Here is a 21,911-nt window from a genome sequence, read left to right on the forward strand (position 1 = left end):
GGGGCGATGAGAGGAAGTGATAAGCACCAGAGTAGAACAGTTGTCCCAAACTGTTCCGTCGGGAAGCGATCAACTTCCAAGTCTCATCGCACCGAGTTTACTTTCAAGCGATCGCGTACGCGGTGCAACAACGCTGCCTCTCCCAAGCCGGCCCCGTCCGGGGCGATGTGGCGTGATCGCAATGTGGGGCGAGGTGATTGCAAATTGCAAAATGGACATTGCAAATTGGCAATCGCAGGTCGGTGAAACAGGTGGCTTGCCAGACCGGAAATACTTTGCAATTTGCATTGATCAATTTGCACTTTGCAATCCACCCACCGCGTCCTCACGACTGCCCCGCTCGGGGCAACAAGCTACATCCTCGGCAAGTAATTCCGAAGGTAGTCGTGACTTTGTTTGAGGGCTCGAATTCGATTCTCGATCGAACCTTCGTAGGACCGGTCTTCGACTTCGACGCAGACCGGTCCGCTGTACTCGGTGTCGGTCAGAATCGAAAAGAACTGACCCCAGTCGACTTGACCAAGGCCCGGTAGCTTCGGAGTGTGCCACTCATTTGGATTGGCAAACACTCCGACTTGGTCGAGCATGACTTGGTCAACACGAACATCTTTCGCGTGGACATGAACCAATCGATCGGCGAAGGCTCGCATTGGTGTCAGGTAATCCATGTGCATGAACACTGGATGTGAGGGATCGTAGTTCAGCCCGAAGTGTTCACTTGGGAACGTTTCAAACATTCGTCGCCACACTGCCGGACTGATCGCCAAGTTCTTTCCGCCAGGCCATTCGTCGTCACCGAAGAACATGGGGCAGTTTTCGATGCCGATGCGAACATCGAATTTTTCGGCCGCTGCGATGATTGGTCCCCACACGTTTTCAAATCGGGGCCAGTTGTCATCGATCGTTTTCTTCGGGTCGCGGCCGACGAAAGTGGTCACTCGGCCAATTCCCAGTTGAGAAGATGCCTCGATCAGCCGGATCAAATGTTCCGCTGCGACTTTTGACTCGGATTCGTCAGGCGACAACGGGTTGGGGTAGTAGCCCAGAGAACTAATCGCGACATCGTACCGCTGGCAAAGCGACTGGATCTCTTCGATGCGTTTGTCGGTCAAGTCACTGATGTCGATGTGCGTTGTACCCGCGTACCGCCTTTCGGCTTTCCCGGGCGGCCAACACATGACCTCGACGCACTCGTAGCCGCACTGGCTCGCGACGGCGAAGACTTCTTCCAGATCGTATTCCGGCAAGATGGCGCTGACAAAACCAAGTTGCATCATGAGAATCGCTCGTGCAGGTGGCAGAGAGTTGAAACAAGCGGTGATTCAAAAAACGATTCGAACCAACCCGAATTTTGCTAAACTATAGCGGGTTTGATCGTCATCGGATTCATCGCGTTCCGGACGGTTGCCACGTCACGAAAATGAGATTCGCGAGTTTGAAATTGTGATCTCGCGAAATCAATTCAATTGTTCAACCACAGACTGACTCGTGAAACCATCTGAATCCATCGATCCTGCACCGCATGAACCCAACCGCGTTTGCGACGTGGTGGTGGTTGGTGGCGGGCCCATCGGAATCGAAACGGCGATCGAGATGCGTCGAAACGGAATTGACGCGGTGGTGTTTGAAGCCGGTCCGCTCGGACACACAATCTCGTGGTGGGCACCTCAAACACGATGGTTCAGCAGCAACGACCGTATCTCTATCGCCGGCGTTCCGCTGAACACAATTGACCAGGCGAAGGCGAGTCGGGAAGAGTATCTCACATACTTACGAAGTGTTGTCGACCAGTTTCGTGTTCCGGTGGAAACGTTTTCAAAGGTTGACAAGATCGAAGCCCGCCCGGATGACCCTCGTCGTTGGCAAGTCCGCGTCCGTTCGAAATGGATCGAAGCATCGGCGGTGGTGCTGGCAATCGGTGGAACGGACCATCCCAATCGATTGAATGTTCCCGGCGAAGATTTACCGCACGTCGATGGTTACTTGCGAGAGGCTCACCACTATCACGGACGCCGAGTGTTGATCGTCGGCGGTCGCAACAGTGCGGTCGAAGCAGCGATCCGTTTGCACCGCGTCGGCGCGAAAGTCACGCTGAGCTATCACCGAGAGGAATTGCCTGAGACGAGCATCAAGTACTGGCTGCGTCCGGAGATCGATGGACTGATTCGAAGCAAAGCGATCGAAGCGTTGTTTGAGAGTCGTGTGACCGCGATCACACCTGAGCGAGTCGACTTGGACCAGATATTGCCCGACGGTCGGCATCACACGTTGCACATGCATTTTGACGACGTGCTAACGCTGATTGGCTACGAACAAGACAAGACCTTGTTCAAGCAATTGGGGATCCGAATGGAAGATCCCGGTGGCAAGCCAATTTACGACGACGAGACAATGGAAACCGAATTGCCGGGTGTCTACGTCGCTGGTACCGCCGTCGGTGGCACGCAGAGCAGCAAGTATCAAGTGTTCTTGGAAAATTGCCACGTGCATGCAGTGAAGATCACCAAGCACCTTTTGGAGTATGGCATCGGCAGTCGCAACACCGAGGCAAAGACGCAGGCGAAGCCATCGGCGTCGCCTGAGTTGAACCGTCAGATTGAGATGAACCCCGAGAGCTGAGCTTCTTCGATCAAGCTCTCGATCGAATTCTACGCCCTGCAATCAGCCCGAATCGCAACCAGGCTGATTTGCAAGCGGCCTCACTCACTGGCCCGCGACCGCGGCAGCGAGTTGTTCGTACGTGCGTTGGTTGTTGACTCGAGCCCCACGATTGTCGCAAGCGATCTGGTACAGGTGCTGGCCAATCGGCGTTGGGTACTTACCGGTCACGCAGGCCTGACAGAGGTGTTCCTCCGGCAAATTGATGGCTCGTGCGATCGCGGACACTGGCAAGTATTGCAGCGAATCGGCACCGAGATCGTCGGCCATCCGTTGCTGCGATTCTTCGTCCAACTCGCCGGTCAACGAGAAGTATTTGGGTGCGATCAATTGATCGATCGTGCTCATGTCGATGCCGTAGAAACACGGAGCAACGATCGGCGGACAAGCCACACGAACATGGATTTCCTTTGCACCGCCAACGTCACGGATTCGATCCAAGAGTGCGTTCATGGTCGTGCTTCGCACGATTGAGTCCTCGACCAGGATGACGCGTTTGCCCTGCAAGACTTCGCGAAGCGGCGTGTACTTCGCCGCCGCCTTGGCTTTGCGAGCGCGACCACCTTCGATGAACGTCCGACCGGCATATCTGTTGCGGATCAATCCTTCGCGGCATGGGATCGACAACTCATAGGCCATCGAGTCCGCAGCAGCTTTGCTGGTGTCAGGAACCGGGACGATGATCGTGTCCGGATCGTCCAAAGGAACACGACCAAACTCACGTTCCGCGGTAGCCAGCTCACGTCCCAAGTTGGTTCGCGAAAGGTAGACGCTTCGGTCATCCAGTGTGCTGGCGACGTTGGCGAAGTAGATCCACTCAAAGAAGCAATGCTTGGGTGTTTCCGGTTCCGCGAATCGTTCCATTCGGAAACCTTCGTCCGGATCGATCAAGATCGCGTGACCGGGTGGCAACGATCGGATTTGATCCGGTTCGAACCCGAGGTTCAAAAGTGCAACGCTTTCGCTGGCACAGGCGAACAGCGGGCCTTCGTGGATGTAGCACATGGGTTTGATGCCCAGTGGGTCACGAGCGACCAACATCTCGCCTTCTGCGGTCAACAAGGCCATTGAGTAGGCACCGTCGAAACCGGCAGTGACTTGTTTCAGCACCTCGATCCAGTCAACTCGTTCTTGCGACTGAGAAAGCAAGCGAGCGATCTCGTGGAGAATGATCTCCGTGTCGGTGTCGAGTGCCAGGTGGTGGTCGCCATCGGCGAGCAACCGTTGCTTCAGAAGCGTGTAGTTGGCCAGCTGCCCGTTGAAGCAGAAGCTGAACCATTTGCGTTTGTGGATGTGCCGGCGCTCGAATGGTTGAGCGTAGTTTCGGTCATCGGCACCACAGGTGGCGTAGCGAACGTGTCCGATCGCGGCGCGGCCGGCCAGCGATTTCATCAGCGATTCGGCTTTGGCCCGATGGTTCAGGCGGAAGACTTCGGTCACCGTTCCGACGTCGCGACGCGTTTTCAGTAGCGCGGGACGATCAGGGTCGAAGGTCGACATACCAGCGGCAAGTTGCCCGCGATTTTGGATGTCGAGCAACATGCGGGGCAACAGACGCGAAATTTGTCGCGGTCCATCGTCCGTGCACACCGGGCTGCGCCCGCGACCAGAGAGGTGGTAGATCGCGGCAACGCCGCATTCGTGATTCAATTCAGCCATGAAATCTGCAATGAGGTGATCGCTGGGGCGAGGAAACTACAGTCTACCGATGAGAGGCGAGAACGCAATTCGCTGAACTGCCTGGTTTGCCAAACCCGCCACCAATCGGGCGGGTCAAATAACGGTTTCGAAGGGTCAGCGGGATCGTCTCGATCGAATCCCCAGAACGATCAGCACCACCAGCAAGGTCGCCAGCAATAGGGCTGGCCAAACAATGGAAACTCGGGAAAGGACAACCAATGGCATCGCAACGGTGATCATGCCACCGCCAACGAAGGGTGCTGACAAAGGAGCCGCCAACGCGTAATTCTCGGCCGCTCCGGACTTCAGGTCGGGGTCGACGACTCGCAACAGCACAAATCCGGTCGCGGTCGTGCCGGTCGACATTCCAAAGTTGATCAGCCCCAGAGGAAACCACTTTTCGGCGGGCAGGATTTTTCTGGAAAGAAACAGCAGGCAAAACGTCGACCAGATCGATCCGGCCACGAAGAGAATGGCCAAAGGCACCCACAAAGACGCCACGGCGGCCAAATTTAGAGTCGCGACGGCGGCGACGACCAACAAATCCATCGATGTGCCGGATATCCGGTGGATCGTCGTCTCGTCAATCAATCGGACTTGCCCAATCGCTCGGAGCAGCAACCGGACGATCAAGCCACCGAACAAAGTGTAAATGAACAAAGGAAACGAACCAACGATGCTGGCCAATGTCAATCGAGATCGCAGTTGAGACTCACCCGCATCGGTAGGCTCGCCGGTTTCAGCTGCAGACAGCTCAGGCGTGTTCAGCTCAGTCGGGGGCAGATCAGCGGCTTGGACGGCCGAATCGGTGCCGAAAGCTTCAGCGACCCAGCCGACGCCGGACTGCATCGCGACGCCGATGCCCATCGCGAGTGCCAGCCAAATGATTTGCAACAACAGCGGATCAATCACGCTCCCGTCGATCCGTGCCCGGCCTAGCGAAGCTGGTTCGGATTGTGTTTTCGGCCGTGGCTCTTTTGAAACGTTTTCGGTTTTGGGTGTGTCGGTTGTCGAATCCTCGGTGGAACTTTCAACTTGGATCCATCCCAGTCGGACGGCCAATTGGATCCAAACGATGCCGGAAACCAATCCGTAGACCAGACCACCGGTCGCCATCATGACGCCCAAATCCAATCCTTCATCCCAACCGATTGAAGCGTGCTTGAACACGTCGCCCATCGCCGCGGCGGTGCCATGACCGCCAGCGAAGCCGGTTTCGATCAACATGCCAGCGGAGGATGGCAAATCGAACTGCGGTCCGACCCACAACCATGTGACCCAAAGTCCCACCACGGTTTGGCCGAGCACGATGATCCAAACCATCAGGCCTTGTTGCATGACGTCTCGAACCAAATGCCGGTTGGTCGACGATGAATCCTTGTCGCTTTTCCCTAGCAACATCGCGGCGAAAACGACGGCGATCAGCGTCGAAGGCCAAGGCCCCAGGGCGGATGCTATGGGCTCCATCGTGTCGCGTTCATTCCAGCGAAACCACTGGATGACCGCCAAACCGAGAAAGCCGGCGATCAAGGATGCGGGGATCAATCCCAGCCGAAACCATGCGACTTGTTGACGCAACCAAACGCCAACAAGCAACAATGCGCAAACAAAAACGATGGCGTGAAGCATGGTCCTCAATCCGGTAGTTTCGGGCTCGGTCGACACCGATGCCGCGTGCGTGTGTTTTGCACCGCTGGCCCTCGACCATGGCTCGCACCGAAGGCGTCGCCCCAGTGTCGCCGGTGACGGAGTGCACGCAAGGTGACTCGAACCGATTTGGGGTGCGAGATGGGCAGTGACAAAATCCGGGATTAGCCCTACAACATTCGCTCCGGAGTCCGCCTCGGCGACTGCTTTTCTCCGTCCGCTCCGTCTTTTCGCAACCCAACATGCTCGCAAGAAAACCCCTGTTTCCCGGCGTGATCGAGTTGAACTTCCAAGCCGGTGAAGTGCTTGGGTGCAACGTCTACTTGGTCCATGATTCCGATGAATGGATCCTGATCGACATTGGTTACGAAGAGACCGTCGATGACTTCGTCGAAATCATTCGCGGATTGGACTTTCCGCTTTCGCGTTGCAAAACGCTGGTCGCTACCCATGCCGACGTCGACCACATCCAGGGTTTGGCCAAAGCCAAGCAAATCCTGAAGACGACCATCTCAGCGCATCCCAACGCGGTGGAGCCACTGTCAACGGGCGACACCCTCAAAACGTTGGCGGTGATCGAAGCGCAAAACCTAAAGATGGCGATGCCGCCCGTTGAGATCGAAAACCAAATCAACGACGGGGACATCATCACCGTCGGCAAGAAAGAAATCGAAGTCTGGCACACGCCCGGGCACACCGACAGCCAACTGGCGTTCCGCATCGGCGATGTGCTTCTGTCCGGTGACAACCTCTACCGAGACGGTTGCATCGGCGCGATCGACGCTCACCACGGAAGCGACATCCGTTCGTTCATCAAATCGCTCACCCGCATCCGCGATAGCGATGTGAAGTGGTTGGCACCCAGCCACGGCCCAGTGTTCGCGAAAGACAACGCGATGCTGGACAAAGTTATTGAGCGGGTCAGTGGCTACCTGCACATGGCCGATTTCGGAACGCTCGCGGAAGATTGGCCGCTGATGAACGAGTGGGATGATGAAGTCGAGCAAGGCATCCTGCCCGAGGGTTTGCAAACTCCAACGGAATGAAACCGATGGAGGTGGAACGACCGGATCAGTTTTCTAACGGAACCGTGATTCTGGGCGGCGGTTTGTGCGGCCTGATCCTGGCTCATGAGCTAGCGAAATCACTCCAATCTCGATCGGGTTCTGACGCTCCACGCGTGTGGGTTGTCGAAGCTCCATGCGGTGATGTTCCTCAAAGCGATGAGCAACGCCCGGTTCGCTGGTTGCGTTTGCTTGGCGGAGAAGCGGACTACAACTACCAAACTCAGCCCTCAGCCGAGTTGGCTGGTCGGTCCATTCCTTGGCCACGGGGAAAAGGTTTGGGTGGCAGCGGCCGAATCAACTCGATGATTTGGTTCCCGCCGACCGATACCGACTTCCGATCGTTGGCCCAGCCGCTTGTTTCGGAACGTCCACAGAACGAAGACACGAAAGATGACACGGAGCGGCAACTTCGTGCGGCCTTCGAACGGGCTCGTGAAATCGTTCGGCCCGAGCGTGCTCGTTGGATCAGTCCGACCAGCCGGGCGTTTTTGGATGTTGTATCGAACGATTCGGATCAAGAATTCCACGTCTACGATCGGCTGAATCGAAACGGACGGCGATGGACGGCGGCCAATGCCATCGCGGATTTGCAACGCGCCAATCCCGATGCGGCGAATCTGATTCGAATCATCCGAGCTAGCGTGTCGTCGCTGCGAATCGAGGATGGCACGGTCACCGGGATTGAATGGGCTGACGGAGGCACGAGTTCAGTCGGAAAGGATGTCGAAGTTGTTTCGGCACTCGGCGCGATCGGGTCGCCAACTTTGCTGCATCGAAGTGGGGTCGATGATTCAAATGTCGGTGGCAACCTGCACGACCATCTAATAATGCCCATTGTTCATTCTCACGATGGTTGCGCGTTCTCCGACGCAATGCCTGAAATGTCGGCTTTGGCGCAGTGGCAACACACCGGCGGCGGTCCGATCGCTTGCAACATTGCCGAGTGTGGTGGCCTGGATGCGGAGCAACGATGGCAATTGCACGTGACACCAACCGATTACCTTCGGTTCCCCAAAGACACCCGGCGCGGGGCGATGACCATCGGCGTCAACGTGACGCGTCCGCGATCAAGAGGTCGCATTCGATGGAGTGCCGATGAGACGATCATCGATGCTGGGTATTGGAACCATGATCGTGATCGAGTCGAGTTGCTCGAAGGAGTTCGCTGGGTCCGTGGGCTGGTGAAGCAATCGGGACTCGACCAGTGGCTTCGATCCGAGATGATTCCGGGGGCAAAGCGACAAACCGACGATGCGATTTGTGCGGCGATGGCCCGCTATTCACAAACGCTTTATCACCCCGCCGGAACTTGTGCCCTAGGAAGCGTCGTGGACTCCGACTTCTATGTTCGCGGAATGTCCAACTTGCGAATCGTGGATGCGTCGGTCTTGGCAGAGCCCACGACCGGTAATCCGACCGCCACGCTTGCAACGCTGGCTTGCTTCGCCGCGGAACGATTCAGCCGTGAATAGCTCGGCTGGTTGTCCGGCAGGCGGAAGTGTCGCCGGTGATTTGTATCAGCGAGGTTGTCGACGGTAGCGTTTGTTCGAAGCGACCAAGGTCACAAATTTGCCTTGTTGCAAAGTTCGGCCATCGTCGCTGATCAATTGGCGATGCCATGTGACCTTTGCCGCTCGACGTCCGTGGGCTTCGGTGGATTCGACGGTCGTGACCACGCGAACTCGTTCGCCGAAGAAGACCGGATTGTCGAAGTTCCAATCGCTGACCGATACCAATGCCAACGTTGCGGCTCGTGGATATTCAGTCGACAAACCCGCCAGCACGCTCAATCCCAACAACCCGTGTGCGACCGGTCGACCAAACGGGGACTTCGGCATGAGGCTCTCGCCGTTCTCGTCTTCGTCATGCAGTGGATCAAAGTCGCCCGTCAGCTCAGAAAACGCTCGGACATCGTTTGCTGAAATGGTTCGCCAGGGACTCAGCCACTCATCGCCAACTTGCAGGTCTTCACAGTAGAGCGTCTCGGTCGGTTCCGGAGAATCTTTCGCGATGACGACTGGGTCCGGGCGAGTCACATTCTGCGATGGGATGATCGCATTCTGAATTGGAGTCGAATCGGACATTGGCATCATTCCTTGTTTGAAAGTACTCCACCGTGAACCTCTCGGACCAAAGTCCGTCGGTTGGCCCCGCGTCAGCAGCGGCCGGTGCAGATCGTTCAGGCCTCGCAACCATGCGAGTCGAACCCATGGTTCGCCTAGGCGGCACTTTGGCCGAAAGAATTGCACGAAGCAATTCTGGGACCAGGCATTCGCTTAGAATATGCCAAACGCTGCTCAAGACAATCTGCCTGAGGCGATTGGGCGAACTATGCGGGCATGTTTTCAGGGCGAGAAATCATTTCGATAACGCCGTTTTGGGCTCGTTGGGATTGGTCAGCCGCCGGCGATTCTGACTGCGGATCCTGACTGCGGTTCTTCAGACGACAAGTTTCGCCTCATGGCGGCAAACTCTCAGCGAACCAAGAATTCTGACCGCGAAAGCCCCGATGGTTGGCGACGGCGTTCCGTTCAATCATACTCTCGAGCATCAAATTTGATCTTCGCCTTCCCCTCCCTCCCTTTGGATCCCACCTCGATGACGAAATTGCTTTTCGCAAACACCCTGGCTCCCAACAAGTTGACGACGATTGCATTTTGCCTCGCAATGGCTTTGGCCAATGTCGTCTCCGTTCGCGCCGAATCGCCCGTCACCGCACCCGCCGAAAGCGGTTTGACTTCAATCTTCAACGGCAAAGATCTGACCGGATGGAGCGGCGATGATCGCTTGTGGTCGGTTCGCGATGGCGTCATCCATGGCGAAACCACCCCTGAAAACAAAGCCAACGGCAACACGTTTCTGATCTGGGAAGACGGCAACACCAAGAACTTCGAAGTTCGCCTGTCGTTCCGTTGCAACGCGACCAACAACTCGGGAATTCAATATCGATCCAAGCACATCACCGACAAATCAGCTCGCAACAAATGGGTCGTCCGTGGGTACCAGCACGAACTTCGCAACGAGATGAAGTTCCCCAACATCGCGGGATTCATCTACGACGAAGGCGGACGTCGCGGCCGTATTTGCATGGTCGGCGAAAAGGCTGTTTGGAAGGACGGAAAGAAGAAAGTCCTGGAGAACTTCATGGATGAAGCCGAGTTCCAAGAGCTGTTTAACTTGGATGGCTGGAACGAAGTCGTCATCATTGGCAAAGGCAACCACATCCAGCACTTTATGAATGGAAAGCTGATCCTCGACTTCACCGACGAGCAACCTGAGTTGGCATTGCTCGATGGCAAACTGGCGTTGCAACTGCACGCTGGCAAACCAATGTGGGCTGAGTTCAAAAACATCCGCTTCAAATCATTGGACTGAAAACGATGACGTTGCAACGCTTTTGCATCGCGATTCTCGCGGTGATTTGTTATGTACCTGCGAACAATTTGCAGGCACAGAAAACGGTGACTGATTCGATCAATCCAGGCATCAACGATGCTTTCCTGGATCCCGAATTGGACGTCGATGCTTGGTTGCAACGCTTTGAAGTAGAGAGCCGCGAAGTCTACGCGGCCAAAGACGAGATCGTCGCGGCAATGAAATTGAAGCCCGGCGATCAGGTGGCGGACATTGGCACCGGGACCGGTTTGTTTGTGGAACCGTTCAGCGATGCCGTCGGAAAAGACGGCTGGGTTTTCGCGATTGATATCGCGCCCAAGTTTGTCCAGCGTGTGAGCCGAATTTCCGAATTGAAACGTCTCGGCAATGTCACACCCGTGCTCGGATTGCCCGACGACATTTGTCTTCCGCCGAACAGCATCACGGCGGCGTTTGTATGTGATGTTTACCATCACTTCGAGTATCCCGCGAATTCGTTGAAGTCGATCTTCGATGCGATGAAGCCCGGTGGGCAACTGGTTGTGATCGACTTCGAGCGAATCGAAGGCAAGTCCCGAGAATGGACGATGGGTCACGTGCGAGCCGGCAAGGAAACATTCCGCGAAGAGATCGAAGCAGCTGGATTTGTGTTTCGAGAAGAAGTCAAGCTGGATGGCTTTGACGAGAATTACTTTCTGCGATTCGGTCGTCCGTAGTTCGGTCGAAAGTTCTCACCGTCTCCTTTTCGTGCCAACACAACACTTTGGATGTCGAAGTGGGGTAAGCTAGACACCTGCGGAACTCGGTGCATCCCACCATCCGCGGTTTGTTGGCACTTTCAATGAGGATGAAGGTTTGACTTCCGAATCGGACCTTCCAGACGCGACTCAGCCTGGCAAGACTCAGCCTCCCTCGGAGACGTCGCAGGTTGATGCGACCATCGCGTCGGGCAAGGCGTTGCCCAAGATGGAAACTCCAGATTGGATTGGGAGATATCGGGTCGTTCGACGGATTGGCAGCGGTGGCTTTGGTTCGGTGTTCCAAGCCAAAGATGAGTCGCTCAATCGCGACGTTGCAATCAAAGTTCCGTTGCGGTCGTTGGAAGACGCCAGCGATGAATTTCAGTGGTCATCTGAAGCACGGATGGTCGCGAAGTTGGATCACCCCAATATCGTTCCGGTTTATGATGTAGGTAAATCGGACCAATTTCCGTTCTTTGTCGTCTCGCGATTCATCCAGGGCGTCGATCTTCGGGAGCGAATCCTTCGAACGAAGCCAACGCTGGAAGACGGTCTGATTTGGACCGCATCCATTGCCGATGCTTTGGACCACGCCCATTCGAACGGTTTGGTGCACCGCGATGTCAAACCAAGCAACATCCTGATCGACACGCAGGATCGGGCTTGGTTGACGGATTTTGGGCTGGCGATGAGTGACGACGCCCCGCGTCCGACCCGAGCTGGGGTACTGATCGGAACCTATTCCTACATGAGTCCAGAGCAGGCTCGCGGTGAGGGGCACCTCGTCGACGGTCGCGCCGACATTTTCGCGTTGGGGATTGTGCTGTATGAACTGCTGGTTGGTCGCCGGCCATTCGGTGGTGGATCGAGCCAACAATTGTTGCAAGACATCGTTCGTGCCGAGCCAACGCCGCTTCGGCAGTTCAACCCGCAACTGCCGGTCGAGCTCGAACGCATCTGTTTGAAGGCATTGGCCCAACGGGTGTCGGATCGTTATCCCAACGCCGCTGCGATGGCTGCCGATCTTCGCACGTTTCAGCTGGATGAAACCACAATTGACCACACCGATGATCTATCGGCTGAGTTTGTGTCGGCTGCCGATCAGTGGGCACCGCCCGGCGTTCAGGCAAATGCGAAGGGAGATGATTCAGAATCTCGCGTCATCCCAAAAGGTCTGCGAGCGTTTGATCGACACGACCGTCGGTTCTTTTTGCAATTGGTTCCGGGTGCCCGAGACGCGCAGGGAGTTCCCGAAGTTCTGCGCCAGCTCAAAATTCGAATCGATGCTCGCGAAGCCGAAGATGCTTTTCGCGTCGCATTGATCTATGGGCCGTCTGGTTCGGGAAAGTCTTCGCTGATGCAGGCTGGATTGGTTCCGCTCTTGGACCCATCGGTCGAAGTCGTCCTCGTGGAAGCCAATGCGAAGCACACCGAATCACGGCTGCTCTCGGCTCTCCAGAAGCTGGACTCGAGCACGGCGGCTGAGTCAACGCTCATCGGCGCAATGTCGTCGTTGCGAAAAAAAGGCGTTAGCGGCGGCAAGAAAGTGTTGGTCATCGTGGACCAATTCGAACAATGGTTGCACGCCCATCCAAAAATTCGAGACGAGGTGCTTGTCGATGCAATCCGGCAGTGTGACGGAGCCAACGTGCAATGCATGCTGTTGATCCGAGACGACTTTTGGATGCCTGCCACTCAGTTCTTTCACGAATTGGATTTGCGACTGGTTCAAGACGTCAACTGCATCGCGGTGGATCGTTTCGACTTGCGTCACGCACGCTATGTCTTGACCGAATTTGGTCGAGCGTATGGTTGCCTGCCCAATGATTTGAGTCGAATCACGAACGAGCAAAAAAAGTTCATCGATTCCATCGTCGACGCCGTTCAAGAAAGTGGGAAGGTCATCTCAATTCATTTAGCCGTTTTGGCGCAAATGTTGAAGGGACGCGAATGGAATTTGAAGACGCTGGCGGAATTTGGTGGCACCGAAGGCATCGACATCGGGTATCTGCAATCAACGTTTGAAGGATCAAACGCATCGCCGCACCATCGTCGTCTGCGTGATCCCGCGAAAGCAGTTTTGGCTGAATTGCTGCCTGATCGCGGCATGAAGATCAAAGGGCAAATGAAAGACATTGACCGGATTCAGCAGGTTGCATCGCTGGATGATGAAACTTTTGAAGAGTTGATCGAAGCTCTTGATGGAGAGCTTCGATTGATCACACCAACGGCGGCAATGGATGGCGTTGAATCGGATTCGACCCTGCGATGCTATCAACTGACACACGACTTCTTGGTGGAACCCATTCGTGATTGGTTGACTCAGAGTGATCGTCAAACCGTTCGAGGCCGGGCTCGACTTCGTTTGAACGATCTCACCGAGTACTGGAAGAGCAATCGTGAAAACCGATTCTTGCCCAGCGGTTTGGAATACCTTCGTTTTCTCGCGTTAACGCAGGCCGCTCAACGGACTGGAGACCAGTCCAAACTCATGGCCGCGTCGGCTCGCTATCACGGAACACGTTGGGCGATCGCCGCAATCGTTCTGTTGATCGCGGGATTGGCCGCCGCAGCGATCAACAAGGACATGTCCAATCGTTTGGCAAAACAACAAACGGATTCAACAGTGTCTCGTTTGTTGGCAGCCGACATGGAAATGATGCCGAATGTGATCAACACCATTCAATCGATGCGAGACGAGACGCATCCTCGTTTGAAAGCGGTTCTGGAGGATTCGAACAAGACACCGCGAGAGGTTCTGGCGGCGAGACTGGCGTTGGTGCAGGACGACCCCGCGCAGGTCAAACCATTGGTCGATGCGATCCCACAATCAGGACCTGACACGCTGGGTGTGATCGCCGAACGGCTTCGACTGCACTCCGAAACCGCGAAAGAGATGCTTTGGTCGCGATATCAATCTCAGGTGTTGGACGAAGACCAACAACTGCGATTTGCGTGGATGCTGTCACAGTTGGACGCCGAGAACTCGCAGTGGAAACTTCATGCCCCGCGGTTGGTGGAAGCCATCGTGAACCAGAACCCAACGCGAGTTGGTGAGCTCACGCCGGGCTTCACCAAAATCGCCCAGCACATCGTTCAGCCCGCTTCGGAATATTTTGGTCCATCAACTGATGGTGACCCATCCGAACAAGACAGAGACGTTCGATTGAATGCGGCGTTTTTGATCTCGAAATGCATCGAGCCGCTCGATCCCATCCTGAAGGACCTGCTCGTCGTCGCAGAGAAGGACGAATTTGAATTGCTGTTGTCAGTAGCAATGCAGAGCCCAGGTTACGTCTCGCAATCGCTCAACGATGAATTGATGCTGGAGGCCAAGCCAAAGTGGATCGACGAGACTCCACGCGAATCATTCAAGGAAGTTGGGACGGAACTGACCAATCAGATCCAGTCGCTGGACGGGTTTGTCACCCAAGATTTCGCAATGATTCAAAAGTGTCAACTCGATGATTTTGAGGAGATCGCTCGATCCTTGCAGCGCAGTTCGTATCGACCTGAATGCATTCGCGTTTACGCGATGGAGGGTCAACCGTATTTGGCTGCCGCCTTTAAACGAGATGGGCTGGACTGGAAATTCACTCCCGGTGTTGACCGAGAATCGATCGATACACTCCAGCAGGCAATGCGTGACGACTTGTACTTTCCCTGCGACGTGACTGCCATCCCAGCTGACCTGACGTCCGGTGAGACTGAAGAATCAGATGCACTTCAGAAATACGGGGTTCTTTGGACGGAATTGCCACACGACACGATTGACGCGAAAATCTACTTGGAACTTGCTGATTCAGAGCATCAATCGAAGGGATGGGGGCCTCTCATCCAAGGTGGTTTTGTGCCGAAGTCCAATCTGAAGCGGCGTGATTCCAGCGGAAACGATCGATACAGTTCCGTTCGTCATCGATTGGTGTCGTCTCCGATGGCCGAGGATACCTGGAACGACAGTCCCTACCATTTTCAATCGCGGTTGCAGCTTGAAAAGTATCAAACCGATATTCGTTTGAATCCGCCCGGCGAATTCGACGAAGACACGATCAGTTATTCGGGAGTTTGGTGGAATGGTTGGACCCATGAGTCACGGACCCTCAATCGATTGCCATCGGGCGAACATCTAGCGAAATCGAAAGAATTGGCTGCAGACGGGTTTCGACTGACCAGTTTGTCATTGGTGGAAGATGGCGACGAGACCGTTGCAGCGTCTGTCTGGAGCCGTCCGATTGTTTCCGACGAGCAAAAAGACCATGTTGCCAGTCGGAAAGCCAATGCCATTGTGGCGCTCACGCGGCTGGGATCTGCCAGCCACCTTTGGAAAGCACTTGAGAGTTCAAGCGATCCTCGGTTGCGATCCTTCTTGATCGATCGGATGGCATCATTGAGTGTGCCGCCGTCCTTGTTGTTGGAACAACTTCGCACCGAATCCAACATGTCCCGTCGCGTTGCATTGATCGCTGCGTTGGCTCGTTACCGACCGGAACAGTTGCCTGCGGACGAGTTGCAAACGCTGCGAGCAATGATCGAGGACTGGGGGACGAAACATCCAAACGCGTCGCTGCATTCTATCTGTCGCTACCTGACCAATCGGTGGGGCTGGGACGCTGTCACTGAGAGGATCGATCTGGCAGATTCACCACAAGTTGAATTGCAGTCGGGGGAAGTGAAGTCCGGCGATGGCGAGTTCGGACCGATTTGGAATCGGAATGGACAAGGTCAGACGATGATCCATCTTCGCGGACCTGTTGACTTTGTGATGGGATCGCCCGGGCACGAATTGTTTCGGGATCATTCGTTGGAATTCCCCATCCAGACAAAAATCCCGCGATCATTTGCGATTTCGGATTCGGAAGTGACCCTGGAGCAATTCCGTCGCTTTGATCCAGATACAGGTTATGCCACTCAGTACACGACGCAGCCGGATTGTCCGATGACGTCGGTTGGATGGTTTAGTGCGATCAAATATTGTCGCTGGTTGAGCGAGCAGGAACACATTCCGGAGTGGGAGATGTGTTACCCATCGATCGAGGAGATTGAACGCGACTATCAATCACCCGAAGGAATCAAGCGACCAAAGAACTTCCTAGAACGCACCGGGTATCGGCTGCCGACGGAAGCCGAGTGGGAATTTGCATGCAGAGCGGGAACAAACACGCCGCGTTACTACGGGTACGATCCCGAGTTGTTACCGCAATACGCTTGGACGACGGAGAGCTCTGCTCAGTCAGCTCAGGTTCTGTTCCGACCGGTGCGGCAGTTGCTTCCCAACTCGTTTGGCTTGTTCGATACGCTCGGCAATGTGATGGAGTGGTGCGAAACACATGATTCATCGCGCCGTCATGACAAACGGATGATTGTCGACAATAGCGATGGTCTAATTGACAACCAATCTGCTTATCGAGTCGCTCGAGGCAGTGCCGTTTTCTACATTCCAACAACGATGCGATCGGCCAAACGAGAACAAGAAAAGCTTTACACGTATCATCCCTATCTTGGGTTTCGTGTCGCTCGGACGTTGAAGGTAGAAGAAGCCGAGGCCGAGTGATCACGGCTGAATGCGTTTCAATTCGTCCCACTCGCCATTTGGCTTTTGTTGGTAGACCGATCCTTTGTCCGTGATCACTTGGATTTTGTCGTTGATCGTACGCAGGTCGACCGGTTTCAAGTTGTTTCGTGGTAGTGGGACGTTCAACCAATTCGCAGACGCGGATTCGTATTTGTAGAGCGTTTGATTGTCTGTCAATACATGAAGGGCTTGCGATTTCGCAGCGGCCATCATGCACACCTTTTCGTTGTCCAGTGGCGATCGACTGAGATGCGACCAGCTCACACCAGACAGGTCATCGTTCATTTGGTAGACGGTTTGGTCACGAGCAAGAAGGAACAGGTTTTTGTTATTGCACGCCAAGCCGTCGACTTTCCACGAGGCCGGCGAGATGATTTGGTTGCCTTCGTAAACTTTTCGGTCGTTTTTCAATGAAAAGTGACGCCAGACAATCGGTGGTCGCTGAACGAACGGATTGGCTGGATTGTCGCTATCTTGATCGGCCATCCAGGCATCGAAGGGGGCACTTTTCTTGACCTTCAACACGTGAGCTTCCGCGCACCAATTGTTTTGGTCGATCGTCGTGAAGTTGTCGTAAGATGCCCAGCAGTACCCTTGGTCTTTCCATTGCGTACCCCACGAATTCATTAGCAGCAGCGACTGCTTTTGATTGTCGTAGCCGACGGCCGTGACAGCGTGGTGGTTCACATCGTCCGATGAGTCGTTGGTCCAAACATAGGGAGAGGACAACGCCGCGTCGTCGCGAAAATCGGCCTTCATTCGAACGACTAGGACAACCGGATATCCTTCGTACAAGTACAACTTGATATCGTTCAGGTTGCGTGCCCGGGCGTTGTCCAGCAATTTGAAGGTGTTGGCTTCGACGACGGCGTTGGATGAGATCGGCCCGTTTGGTGTGTCCAGATTTGCTCGGGATGCGCAACCGTTCAGCTTCAAGAAATTGACGGCTTGAAGGATGGTCAAGCCACCGCCGTTGCTGGAGAGATTGTCGTAGACGTACTTGGGGCTGAATTGGTCGCTGGCAAACGTTGGCTTGCGTCGACGTTCTTGGCCGATTTGACAGGAGTAGGCTGAATAGGCGACGGCCCATGCCACGCAATCGTTCTGAGATTGCTTTCCCGGAGTTGGAAGATAGTCGCGTAGGTCGACTTGGTCGGGCAACTCAATGGAATCGTCCGGTCCCCAGTTTTGATCGATCCCAGGTGCTGCGCTGTACATCGCGTCTGCTTGGGGGAGCATCAATAGGGGACCGTCGCCCGGCGGAACGTCCGGCAAAGGTGCGACGTCGCTGAGCCCGCCCGCTTGGCTGACGGCTTCGGGTGACTCCGTCGTGGGAGCCAACGTCGCTCGAGAAACGGCTCTCGTCGGGATTTGGTCGTAGACGTCCTCGGGTATCAGCAGCACACCGGAATTGGTTTCGGCTTGAGCGGCTAAATCAAGTTGGCAGAATGAACTGTAGGCCAATGCGAGGCAGACCAACCAGAGACGCAGACGCATGAGTTCACCAAAATGAAGATCGGCGGAAAGAATCGAAAAACGTTCGCGCGTTCTTGTTCAACACGTGCTTGGAAACTTGCACGCGGTGTCGAAAAGGAATAGCCTTCCATGTCAGTGGGGCTAGCGAACCGTCCATCAGTATCTTACCCGAGGCCAACATGATGAGTAAAAGTCCCACGCAACTTCGCGCCATGGCTTTGTCTGGCACGATTTCTATTCCGCCTCGGTTTCCTGAGCTCGCCACCATCTCGTTTGAAACGTGTGACGATGGCACTCATCCGATGCTGGTCGTAGCTCATCAAAAGTTGTCGCCAAAGCTTTCGATCAAGCGGACCTTCTTTCCGCTCGATGTGAAGTCTTTGTTCGTGCCCAAGTCGACGACGGATGTTGATTTCGAAAAAGGAGAGTGGTTCGAAGGCGTGCAGCTCGGACAGAAAGCCAATTTGATGTTGGATCGCACGAAGGTGGAAGGCATTCTTTTTGTTCGAGAGCAGGCGCAGTCACTGCTTGAAATGGAAGCTGGCATGACGGCGGCGGAAAGCGCTGAGTTTTATCCACCGCTTCCGGAGGATCGGTCGGTCAACCACTACAACATGGATCCGCCAGGGAACACGGCTGGTTGTCATTGAGGCGGATAAATGAATTCCTTGCCTTCGATCGATCTGGCGTTGTTGACGCGAGACGACGGCCCGCTAAATGATTCGGTTCGCAACGCGATCAACTCGCAGGTCGGCGTTCGATTGAACGTGCATCGTGTTGTCGGCAGGCCTCTCGCTGGCGACGCCAGTCGGATTGCCACGATTGCTCGAACGCGAAATGAGGCGGTCCGGCGATCGCATTCTGACTTCCTGATGTTTTTGGATGACGATGTGGTTCTCGCCAAAGATTGCATCTCACGTTTGCATCATGGATTGATCGCACGATCAAACTACGGAGCGTTTGCGGCAGACTACCTGGGGGAATCATCAGCACATCGGCAATCGCGGCACGTGGCGATGGGGGCAACGTTGTTTCGCCGATCGGCGGTGCAGCGAGATCCGTTTCGATGGGAACCTGGGAAGTGCGAATGTCTTTGCCGGTGCGAGGATGTCCGCCGTCGCGGTGCGAGAATCGATTATCTAAACGGTGCAAAAGCTTGGCACATGTCGCCCAAGCATTCCTGGGGATGCTGCGAATTGGGCGACTCGTCGTCGGCGGAATCCTTGCGGGGTTCGTACAACCCGGACGCGATCAAGAACGCGAAAGTTTTGGTCGCGTTCAATCGCCGTGATGTTCATCGATTTCAGAATGTGTTTTTGCGAACACTTCGGGCTGCTGGCAACCATCAAGAAGTCATCGTTGTCGGATACGGTTTGTACCCGAGCGAAATCGACCGGATTCAACGCTTGCCGAATGTCCGTTTCATTCGCCGGCCTTTCAACGGACAACTTCCTCCCGTTAGACGATTAGTCGATTTCCGCGACATTACTTCTGGGCTGCCCGCCGAAACGCCGGTGGCATATTGGGATGCGGGCGACGTGCTGTTCCAAGGCCGACTGGATGCACTTTGGCAGCACACCCAACAGTATCCGGACAAGATTCTGGCGGTCAGGGAACCTCGAGGTTTCCCTTTCAACAATGCCATTCGCGGATGGACGCGAACGATTCAGAATCCGTCGATGCGGCGACGTGTATTTGAGCTGTTTGCTTCCAATCCGTTTCTCAACAGCGGTTTCGGCGCCGGAACGGCTCGAACTCTAACCCAATATTTTGGCGAAGCGATTCGATTGCGAGACAACGCGCTTCGCGGGACCACGGATTGGGGCGACCAAACTGCGCTGAACCTTTACTGCCACAACGACTCCACACGATGGATCGAAGTACCGGAGGACTGGAACTACTGCGTGCACGACCGTCAACGTGGCGAGGTTCGTGTCACGCCAGACGGACGTGTCGTCGATCGATCCGGACATTTGATACCGGTTGTGCATGGCAATGCTCGATCGTTGACACAATTCGCGATCGTTCGATGAGTCGTTCATGAAAAACATTGACGAAGACACACCGACCTTTGTCATCAGCACGCTCGACGAGCAGTCACATGACCGAGTCAACCAAATCGAGCAACATTTGCGACGTGCCGGTTTTCGGAATTCGCAAATCATCCAAGCGAAGACGCCGGAGACGGAAGACTTCGAACATCGAGGACTTCCTGACGTGCTGCAGGGACGCTGGCGAACGGATCTGCGGCATATGTGGGGAACTGCGGCGTGCACGCTGTCGCACCTTCAGTTCTACGATCGAACTGAGGGTCAGCTGCCGATCATCGTCCTCGAGGACGATGTCACGATTCACCCAAATTTCTTTCGTCTTTTAAACGACATTGAATTCCCCAAAGAAATTGAGTGGGATCTTTGTCATTTGTCCTACACCAATCCGCTTTTTTCCAGCCAAGCGAATCTGAATCGTCTCGTCGCTCCACATCTGCTGCTCTGTCCGCCCAACCAGATCACTGGTGCATACAGCTACATTGTCAATCGGCCATTCCTTGCTCGTTTTCTGCCATCGGTGGAAGAAGTTGATTGGCAATTGGCTCATCAAAGCGATGAAATTGCGAGCTTTGTCATCGAGCACGATCCTCCACTGACTGCTCCGGACTATCGTTTGGAAAGCGTGCGAATGGCGATTGATCATGTGTCCTGGAACCAAAACAATCGGACGCCTGATTAATCGACAATATGCGATGCCACGCTGCGTAGATTCGCTAATCTTTGTATATGCCGCCTTAGTTTGCCTCGGTTGCCATCTTGAATGCGAAAATTCGGAATGAAATTTCATCTTGGTGCGATCAAAGGGTTCTGCTAATTTTGGCCTCATCGCCGGTGAGCCAGGAAGGCCCCCGCAAACGGCGATGCGATCTTCACAGAACCGGAAGGGAGTCCGACGTGGAAAACACGCAAAAAACTGGCCTGAGTTCGACTGGGCAGGCCGCACATATCCGCTGGATGATTCGCCGCGATATGCCGGATGTCTTGGGGATTGAGACCAACTGCTTTGAGTTCGCTTGGTCCGAGGATGACTTCATCCGCTGTCTCCGCCAACGCAATTGCATCGGCATGGTGGCCGAGTGTGATGAACGCGTCGCTGGGTTCATGATCTATGAATTGCACAAAAATCGTCTGCACATTTTGAACTTTGCAGTTCACAGCGACTATCGTCGTCGCGGGATCGGGAACACGATGATGCGGAAGTTGTTGGGCAAGCTTTCCCAAGAGCGTCGCAACCGAATCATGTTGGAAGTTCGCGAGACGAACTTGGAAGCACAATTGTTCTTCAAGTCACTTGGCTTCAAAGCCATCTCAGTCTTGCGTGACTTCTACGACGACGCGACCGAAGATGCATACTTGATGCAGTTTCGCTACCAACCCACCGCGGAAGAATTGGCTGCACCCCACAACCGAATCACTCGCATGGCCGGCTGATCTGGCTCGAGTTCGCAGTTTCTGAATCAATGAAAAGGGTGTTGGCTTGCAAAGGCCAACGCCTTTTTTATGCCTCGCAACCTATTGCGTGGCGGATCTAAGTTCGGTTTCCAACTGCTCTTTTTTCGTTCGTTCCGGGGATACACCGTTGAATATCAGCGGGCAGCGTTTGGGCGTCGTGTTCGTCCGACGTCCGAGGTTGGATGTTCAGCAC

At 54.8% G+C, this 21,911-nt stretch carries 15 protein-coding genes; 10 read left to right on the forward strand and 5 right to left on the reverse strand.

Annotation, left to right across the window (positions count from 1 at the left end):
• Positions 1 to 353 precede the first annotated feature (353 nt).
• The gene (locus RE6C_RS06150; RefSeq protein ID WP_008654841.1) at positions 354 to 1,277 is read right to left on the reverse strand and encodes a sugar phosphate isomerase/epimerase family protein; all 924 of its coding nucleotides are present in this window, start codon (positions 1,275 to 1,277) and stop codon (positions 354 to 356) included.
• A 211-nt stretch (positions 1,278 to 1,488) separates the two neighbouring features.
• On the opposite strand from RE6C_RS06150, the gene RE6C_RS06155 reads away from it, so the two are divergent.
• Complete coding sequence (locus RE6C_RS06155) at positions 1,489 to 2,619, forward strand: NAD(P)-binding domain-containing protein (RefSeq protein ID WP_008654842.1); 1,131 nt, start codon at positions 1,489 to 1,491, stop codon at positions 2,617 to 2,619.
• An 84-nt stretch (positions 2,620 to 2,703) separates the two neighbouring features.
• Here RE6C_RS06155 and RE6C_RS06160 read toward each other — a convergent pair whose 3' ends face one another.
• Positions 2,704 to 4,317: an amidophosphoribosyltransferase gene (locus tag RE6C_RS06160; protein ID WP_008654844.1), complete on the reverse strand. Its 1,614-nt coding sequence runs from the start codon at positions 4,315 to 4,317 to the stop codon at positions 2,704 to 2,706.
• A gap of 135 nt (positions 4,318 to 4,452) precedes the next feature.
• Complete coding sequence (locus tag RE6C_RS06165; RefSeq protein WP_039961335.1) at positions 4,453 to 5,967, reverse strand: sodium/glutamate symporter; 1,515 nt, start codon at positions 5,965 to 5,967, stop codon at positions 4,453 to 4,455.
• A 260-nt stretch (positions 5,968 to 6,227) separates the two neighbouring features.
• On the opposite strand from RE6C_RS06165, the gene RE6C_RS06170 reads away from it, so the two are divergent.
• Positions 6,228 to 7,031 carry an MBL fold metallo-hydrolase gene (locus RE6C_RS06170; protein ID WP_008654848.1) on the forward strand — a complete coding sequence of 268 codons (804 nt, stop codon included), beginning with the start codon at positions 6,228 to 6,230 and terminating at the stop codon, positions 7,029 to 7,031.
• Positions 7,032 to 7,036: 5 nt separating this feature from the next.
• Entirely contained in the window at positions 7,037 to 8,524 is a 1,488-nt protein-coding gene (locus tag RE6C_RS06175; RefSeq protein WP_236617979.1) for a GMC family oxidoreductase, read from the forward strand.
• A gap of 45 nt (positions 8,525 to 8,569) precedes the next feature.
• On the opposite strand, the gene RE6C_RS06180 is transcribed toward RE6C_RS06175, so the two are convergent.
• A complete protein-coding gene (locus tag RE6C_RS06180; RefSeq protein ID WP_236615744.1) occupies positions 8,570 to 9,136 on the reverse strand; it encodes a MaoC family dehydratase in 567 nt (188 codons plus the stop codon).
• Between the two features lie 514 nt (positions 9,137 to 9,650).
• Between RE6C_RS06180 and RE6C_RS06185 the strand changes: the two genes are divergently transcribed.
• The 3 genes from RE6C_RS06185 (at position 9,651) to RE6C_RS06195 (ending at position 16,718) form a co-directional block, all read left to right on the forward strand.
• Complete coding sequence (locus tag RE6C_RS06185) at positions 9,651 to 10,427, forward strand: 3-keto-disaccharide hydrolase (RefSeq protein WP_039961352.1); 777 nt, start codon at positions 9,651 to 9,653, stop codon at positions 10,425 to 10,427.
• A gap of 5 nt (positions 10,428 to 10,432) precedes the next feature.
• Entirely contained in the window at positions 10,433 to 11,143 is a 711-nt protein-coding gene (locus tag RE6C_RS06190; RefSeq protein WP_008654853.1) for a class I SAM-dependent methyltransferase, read from the forward strand.
• Positions 11,144 to 11,282: 139 nt separating this feature from the next.
• A complete protein-coding gene (locus RE6C_RS06195) occupies positions 11,283 to 16,718 on the forward strand; it encodes a bifunctional serine/threonine-protein kinase/formylglycine-generating enzyme family protein (protein ID WP_008654855.1) in 5,436 nt (1,811 codons plus the stop codon).
• Here the strand turns inward: RE6C_RS06195 and RE6C_RS06200 are convergent, their stop codons facing one another.
• Positions 16,719 to 18,236, reverse strand: coding sequence for a C1 family peptidase (locus RE6C_RS06200; RefSeq protein ID WP_008654856.1), 1,518 nt, complete (start codon positions 18,234 to 18,236; stop codon positions 16,719 to 16,721).
• A 158-nt stretch (positions 18,237 to 18,394) separates the two neighbouring features.
• Here RE6C_RS06200 and RE6C_RS06205 point away from each other — a divergent pair, with 158 nt between their 5' ends.
• From RE6C_RS06205 to rimI, 4 genes are all read left to right on the forward strand, one after another.
• Positions 18,395 to 18,865, forward strand: a complete 471-nt coding sequence (locus RE6C_RS06205; protein ID WP_236617980.1) for a hypothetical protein — start codon at positions 18,395 to 18,397, stop codon at positions 18,863 to 18,865.
• 9 nt (positions 18,866 to 18,874) lie between these two features.
• Positions 18,875 to 20,248 (forward strand): glycosyltransferase family 2 protein, encoded by a 1,374-nt coding sequence (locus RE6C_RS06210; protein ID WP_008654858.1) that lies wholly within the window; start codon positions 18,875 to 18,877, stop codon positions 20,246 to 20,248.
• 7 nt (positions 20,249 to 20,255) lie between these two features.
• Complete coding sequence (locus RE6C_RS06215; protein WP_008654859.1) at positions 20,256 to 20,945, forward strand: glycosyltransferase family 25 protein; 690 nt, start codon at positions 20,256 to 20,258, stop codon at positions 20,943 to 20,945.
• 275 nt (positions 20,946 to 21,220) lie between these two features.
• The gene (rimI, locus tag RE6C_RS06220; RefSeq protein WP_007327259.1) at positions 21,221 to 21,697 is read left to right on the forward strand and encodes a ribosomal protein S18-alanine N-acetyltransferase; all 477 of its coding nucleotides are present in this window, start codon (positions 21,221 to 21,223) and stop codon (positions 21,695 to 21,697) included.
• Positions 21,698 to 21,911 lie beyond the last annotated feature (214 nt).

It is taken from the genome of Rhodopirellula europaea 6C, assembly GCF_000338295.1.
Lineage (GTDB): Bacteria > Planctomycetota > Planctomycetia > Pirellulales > Pirellulaceae > Rhodopirellula > Rhodopirellula europaea.